The sequence below is a fragment of the Candidatus Hydrogenedentota bacterium genome (genome assembly GCA_035450225.1).
Classification (GTDB): Bacteria; Hydrogenedentota; Hydrogenedentia; order Hydrogenedentales; family SLHB01; genus DSVR01.
Map to the genome: position 1 here is coordinate 51,113 of DAOTMJ010000032.1, position 6,388 is coordinate 57,500.

General features: G+C 59.4%; 4 protein-coding genes. All 4 read right to left on the minus strand.

The features are described 5' to 3' along the window. Positions 1-129 precede the first annotated feature (129 nt). Genes P5540_15095 through purM form a run of 4 tightly spaced genes read right to left on the minus strand, consistent with a single transcriptional unit; the run spans position 130 to position 6,052 of the window. Positions 130-1,224 (minus strand): peptidylprolyl isomerase, encoded by a 1,095-nt coding sequence (locus tag P5540_15095; protein ID HRT66141.1) that lies wholly within the window; start codon positions 1,222-1,224, stop codon positions 130-132. A gap of 22 nt (positions 1,225-1,246) precedes the next feature. Then, complete coding sequence (locus tag P5540_15100; GenBank protein HRT66142.1) at positions 1,247-2,074, minus strand: phosphoribosylformylglycinamidine synthase subunit PurQ; 828 nt, start codon at positions 2,072-2,074, stop codon at positions 1,247-1,249. Beyond that, complete coding sequence (locus tag P5540_15105; protein HRT66143.1) at positions 2,050-4,998, minus strand: AIR synthase-related protein; 2,949 nt, start codon at positions 4,996-4,998, stop codon at positions 2,050-2,052. The genes P5540_15100 and P5540_15105 overlap by 25 nt, the downstream gene beginning before the upstream one ends. Continuing rightward, positions 4,988-6,052, minus strand: coding sequence for a phosphoribosylformylglycinamidine cyclo-ligase (purM, locus tag P5540_15110; GenBank protein HRT66144.1), 1,065 nt, complete (start codon positions 6,050-6,052; stop codon positions 4,988-4,990). Before purM ends, P5540_15105 begins: the two co-directional genes overlap by 11 nt. Between the last annotated feature and the right edge of the window lie 336 nt (positions 6,053-6,388).

Sequence of the window (6,388 nt, forward strand, 5' to 3'; positions counted from 1 at the left end):
CGATACGATGCCCAAAGACGCAAAGGTCAAAAAGGACTTTGGCGGCCGATCCGAGGGTATCGGCGCTTTGGGCCCTTATGTTCTTTTGCCTTTCGTATGAAGTTTCATGCGCATATCCGGGCGCGCGCTTCAGAACGGCTTGTCGGCCCGTTCGCCGAACATGGCGGGATCAGGCAGTTTCTTTTCGTAGATTTCCACGCCGTTCTGCTTGCGCAGTTCGGCCATCATCTTGCCGATGAGAATCGCCGGCGCCAGTTGCGGTTTTGCCTCTTCCAGGGACATTGGCTCTTCCGGGCGGTGATCAAGCACTTTCAATACCATGTAGACGGCGGGCATCTGTTGAAGCGACTGTTTGCCGGCGGCATCCGTCTTGCCGATGACCTGGTAGTCGGGCAGAAAGACCGGCCCGACAATTTCGCCGGCCTCACGTCCCGACACTTCAAGCCAGAATGTGGCAAATCGCGTCAGATTCGGGTTGTTTTCAATTTCGGATTCGAGAATGGACGCAGGATCCTTGGCCTTGAACTCCTCGACGATCGCATCGAACGATTCGCCCGCATCAATCCGTTTTCGGACGGCGGCCGCATCCTTTCCGGCGCCGGGTTGTTCGGCCGGGAACCGAATGGCCAGAAATTTGACCCATTCGAGTTTCTTGAACTCGCCCTTGCGCAGGCGGTATTCCTGTTCATATTCGGCGTCCGTGACCGTCAGCGCCCCGGATTTGAGGGCTTCAACGGCCTTGTATCCCACGGCGGCATCGCCCAGTAGTTTTTCGTGCAACTCGTCAATTTCGTTGTCCATCTGCTCTTTCGCCATATCCAGTTGTTCCTTGGACATGCCGAACAGGGCGGGATCCTGCGCCATGTACATGGCCGCGTAATTATCCTCCTCATGTTTCTGGAAATACTGCTGCATGGCGGCCGATCGGGGCAACAGGGTTTGCCCTCGGCTTTTGTACAGTTCCTCGACCTCCTGGCCCAGCGGAATCTTGATTTGTTCATCAATATAGTTGGAGAGAATGCGGAGCATGTCGCCGCGATTCTTGATGATGCGATCCTCGTCGGGCATGTCGCGGATGACTTTGGCCAGTTCGCCGCGGGTGATGTAACGGTTCTTGAACTTCGCGACGCGGATCTGGTCCTTGTCGGCGATGAAACCGCAACCGGAAAAGGCGACGATCATGACAAGGATCCCCGCGAGAGACCCGTGAAAACGTGCTTTCATGGCAGAATCCTTTCGCGCGCGATCAGGCGCTCATGGCAAGGTGCGTGCGGGCATATTCGACGGCATTGCGGAAGACTTGCAATCCAGCGCCTTCCTCCGGCAGGACCTCGCGCGTCCATCGCGGATGATGGGTCCGTTCGACATAGGCTTCCGGGTGCGGCATCAGGCCGAAGATGCGGCCCGACGGATCGCAAATCCCGGCGATATCGTCTATCGCGCCATTCGGATTTGCCGGAAACACCCCGCGGGCCGGCGCGCCGTCCGCCGTGCAATATCGCAACGCGACCATGCCGTTCGCCCTGAGCCGTTCGAGGACGGCGTCATCGCGCGGAATAAATTTGCCTTCACCGTGCCGGACGGGTAGTTCAAGGCGATCGATGCCGCGCAGCCAGACGCATTTCGTCGCGGCATCCGTTGCGAGACAGACCCAGCGGTTCTCGAAACGTCCCGAATCGTTGTTGGTCAGCGTGGTTTCCTGGACGAACTCGCCGTCGAACAACGGTAAAATGCCCATCTTCACCATGACCTGAAATCCGTTGCAGATACCAATCGCCAATTTGCCGTCCGCGATGAACCGCTTGATCGGCGCGCCGAGTTTGTAACGCAGGCGGTTCGCCAAGATCTTGCCGGACGCCACGTCGTCGCCGAAGGAAAATCCGCCGGGTATCGCCAAGATATGCCGGCTGTCCAGCATGTCGGGCCGCGCGATCAAATCATTCAGATGGACCCGTTGCGTTTTCGCGCCCGCCCGCGCGAGCGCGTTTTCGGTTTCCGCGTCGCAGTTGATGCCAAAACCCGTCAGAACAAGCGCTTGTACGGTCACGTTCACCACCTCAAGGGCCGTTGCCACGCCTCTTTCAACTCGCCGATCGTGGCACAGATACCGTTTTCAATCTCGAATCGATCATCATCCCTGACCACGCCCACCCGCGTCACGGGACAATTGTCCAGCGCCGATTCGAACGCCGGCGCGTCGGATGGTTTCACGGTCACAACAAACCGGCTTTGCGATTCGCTGAACAACGCGACGGTCATATTGGGCGCCCCAATCGGGGCAAGGTCGAGCGACAGGCCATGGCCGCCTGCAAAGGCCGATTCCGCCAGGGCCACGCCCAATCCGCCGTCGCTGCAGTCGTGGCACGAGGCCACCAACCCTTGTCCGATGGCCCGCGACAACGCCGTGTACAGCCGCTTGGCTTTCATCGGGACAACCTTTGGCACAGTCGTTCCCAGCCGCCCCTTCAAGGCAAGATACTCGCTGCCGCCCATCTCGTCGTGCGTCTCGCCAAGCACATAGACCACGTCGCCGGGACGTTTGACGTCCATCGAAACGGTTTTCGTGGCATCCGGGAGAATCGCCGCCGCCGTGAACAGCACCGTCGGCGGTATCGAAATCTTCGTGTCCCCGATCTTGTAGTCGTTTTTCATGCTGTCCTTGCCGCTGATCAACGGGATGCCGTACGTCACGCACACATCATACAACGCCTCGCAGCATCGGACCAGTTGCGCGAGTTTGAACGCGCCGTCCGGCGTCTTTTCGCTTTGAACCGGATCGGGCCAGCAGAAGTTGTCGAGCCCCGCGATAAGACCGGGTTGCGCTCCGACGGCGATCAGGTTTCGCACGGCCTCGTCAATGGCGCAGGCCATCATCCAATACGTGTCGAGATCGCTGTATTTCGGCGCGATGCCGCACGCGACGGCCAGCCCGCGCTTCGATCCGGGAATGGGCCGAATCACGCCCGCGTCGCCCGGCCCATCGTGCGCGGCGCCCTGGAACTGCTTGAGCACGCTCTGCGCAAGGACTTCATGATCGTACATGCGCACGAAGGTTTCCTTGCTGCATACGTTGAGCGATCCGAGCACGGCCTTCAGCGCCGACGTCAAATCCGAATCCTCGACGATAATCTCCGGATCCCGCGCGGGCGGCGTCCATTGCGCCTTGAGATGCATTTTCGGCACGCCCTCGTGCAGGAACGCCATGTCGAGCGAGGCAATCCGTTTGCCGTCGTAATAACATTCGAGCAAACCGGAATCGGTGAACGCCCCGAGATCCGTCGCCTCCACCGCGCGGCGTTTCGCCAAGTCCATGAAGGCGTCGAGTTTGTCCGGCGGCACGGCCAGCGTCATGCGCTCCTGCGCCTCGGACAAAAAGATTTCCCACGGAGCAAGACCCGCATATTTCAGCGGGGCGCGTTCGAGGTGGACTTCGCAACCGCCCGGCCCGCGCGCCATTTCGCCGACACTCGACGACAAGCCGCCCGCGCCGTCGTCGGTGATGCACGTGAACAGGCCCAAATCGCGCGCTTCGAGGAGAAAATCGGCCATTTTCTTTTGCGTAATCGCGTCGCCTATCTGCACCGCCGTGGCCGGCGATCCCTCATGCAGTTCCTCGGAGGAGAACGTCGCGCCGTGGATGCCGTCCTTGCCGATGCGTCCGCCCGTCATCACGATGCGATCGCCGGGACGCGCGCCTTTTTCATGACTGGGTTTGCCGGCGACGACGGCCGGGATCATCCCGCCCGTTCCGCAGAACACCAGCGGCTTGCCGAGAAACCGTTCATGAAACACAATGGCGCCGTTAATGTCGGGGATGCCGCTCTGGTTGCCGCCGTCCTTCACGCCTTGATGCACGCCCCGGAGCACGCGCCGCGGGTGGAACAGGCGCGGCGGAATCGGCCCATCGTAAAACGGCGACGCAAAGCAAAACACGTCGGTGTTGAAAATGCACTTGCACCCCATGCCCGCGCCGAGCACGTCGCGGTTGACGCCGACGATGCCGGTTATCGCCCCGCCGTACGGATCGAGCGCCGACGGACTGTTGTGCGTCTCGGCCTTGAGCGCGAAATTCCATGTATCGTCGAATCGAATGATGCCGGCGTTGTCGTGGAATACGCTGACGAGCCAGTTTATCGTCTTGCCGACCTCGTCGGTCGTGGCTTTGACATAGGTCTTGAACAGGCTGTCAATCCGGCGCGTTTCGCCCTGTTCGTCCGTGTAATCTATCACTGCATTGAAGATTTTATGCTTGCAGTGCTCGGACCACGTCTGGGCCAGAATTTCCAGTTCGATGTCCGTCGGGTCGGCGGGCAACCCCGCCGCCTCGCGCTTTGCGCGCACGATCGGATCGCGGTAATGCGCCTGGATCGCCTTCATTTCGTGCAATTCGAGCGCCAGCATCCGATCGCGGCTCAATGCCGCCAGATCGGCGTCCGATACGTCAAGACTTACCGTATGGACTTCCGGATCGCTGCGTTCGGTAACAATGGGCAGGCCGAGCAACGGCTCGCCGCCGGCCGTTTTCATCTCTTCCGCGGATTTCACGACCCAGCGCTGAATCAGTTCGTTGGCGAGCGCGTCACGGGCGATTCGCTCGCAGACCGCGCGATCCGCCACGCCCCGAATCGCGTATTGCGTGGATTTGTAGACCGCCTCGCCCGGTTTCAACGGGCGTCCGATCGTGTCCGCGATGCCCTCGGCGGAACTCTTGCCGACGTTGTCCGTCACGCCCGGCAAAAAACCGACTTCAATCACAAAATGGAAGTCGCGGGCGAGCGAGGCATTGACCACGGACTCTTGAATGATTGGATCGGTGAACAATTCCTTTCGAACCAGTTCAAGTTCGTCGCCGGACAACCGGGCGTCAATCGTATAAACGTCAATGACGCGCACGTCTTCCACACGAATCCCCAAGTCCTCCGCAAGCCGCCCTTTCACGCCCGTGCCCGTCGGATCAGGCAAACCGGCCTTCATCGCCACTTCGATCTTATTCGGCATACTGAACGGTTCCCCGATAGTTCACTTCGTTGACGCCCTCGATGGTCGATCCGATCAACACGGCCTGTTCCCCTGTTTGTCCAATCGCGTCCAGGGTCTTTTCCGCCTCGTCCCTGGCGACAACAAGAAGGAATCCCATGCCCATGTTGAACGTGCGCAGCATTTCAAGGTCGGCGATGCGGCCCGTATTCTTTAGAAAAGCGAAGACAGGTGGCGCTTCCCACGCGCCCAGATCTATTTCCGCGCCCAGTCCCGCGGGAAGTGTGCGCGGTAAATTATCCGTGATGCCGCCGCCCGTGATATGCGCCATGCCTTTTACCTTGACAATGCGCATGATGAGTTGAACCAGTTTTGCGTAACTGCGATGCGGTTCCATGAGGACTTCGGCGACCGTTTGGCCTGTTCCCGGCATCGGATCGTCGCAACCCAATCCCGCCACCTCGAAGCAAACCTTCCGCGCCAGACTATAACCGTTGGTATGCAGCCCGGAGGACGGAAGGCCGATAATGACATCCCCGGGAACAATGGATGAACCATCCACGATATTCTTCCGATCCACCACGCCGACAATCGTGCCCGCCAAGTCGTATTCGCCCGGGGTATACATGTCCGGCATCTCCGCCGTTTCACCGCCGATGAGCGAGCAGCCCGCGTAACGGCAACCCGTGGCCAACCCACGAACCACCTCCACCACGACGCCGGGATCCAGTTTCCCGAAAGCCAGATAATCGAGAAAAAAAAGTGGACGCGCGCCCTGCACCAGAATGTCGTTCACGCAATGAGAGACCAGATCGATCCCCACCGTGTCGTGGCGGCCCGTCATGAAAGCCAGTTTCAATTTCGTGCCGACGCCGTCCACGCTCGACACCAGCACGGGTTCCTCCATGCCGGCCATGTCGAACTGATACATGGCGCCGAAACTGCCGATATCCTGAAGCACGTGATCGTCGAAGGTCTTCTTGACCACGCTCTTGATGTCGTGCATGGCCTTGGTGGCCGCATCAATATCCACGCCGGCATCGCGATAACTCAAACCGGGTTGTCCATCCGTCATGAAAAATACCCTCACGCCTTGATAATTCGGATTTCCGCGGAGCATACCGCCGGAATGACTCCCAATGCAAGACACCGCCCGATTTAGACCCGGGCAAACCCTTCCCCTTGTTCTACGGTTGTTTCTTGACAAAGCAAGCCGTGTGCATTTTCATTGGCGCCGCGTTAGAGGGGACCGCAAAACAGGTGAATAGAGGATTCGCTTGGGAGGTGTTGAGGCTATAAAGATCGAGGCCGTTTATGCCAAGGATATTCACGGCGTGTCATCGGGGGATACAAGAAAAGGCTGGTGGGCGGTGGGTGACTCGAACACCCGACACCCTGCGTGTAAGGCAGG

Excerpts from the sequence above, each read along its gene's own strand:
- purM (HRT66144.1), bottom strand. The coding sequence starts at position 6,052 with ATGACGGATGGACAACCCGGTTTGAGTTATCGCGATGCCGGCGTGGAT.
- P5540_15105 (HRT66143.1), bottom strand. The coding sequence starts at position 4,998 with ATGCCGAATAAGATCGAAGTGGCGATGAAGGCCGGTTTGCCTGATCCG.
- P5540_15095 (HRT66141.1), bottom strand. The coding sequence starts at position 1,224 with ATGAAAGCACGTTTTCACGGGTCTCTCGCGGGGATCCTTGTCATGATC.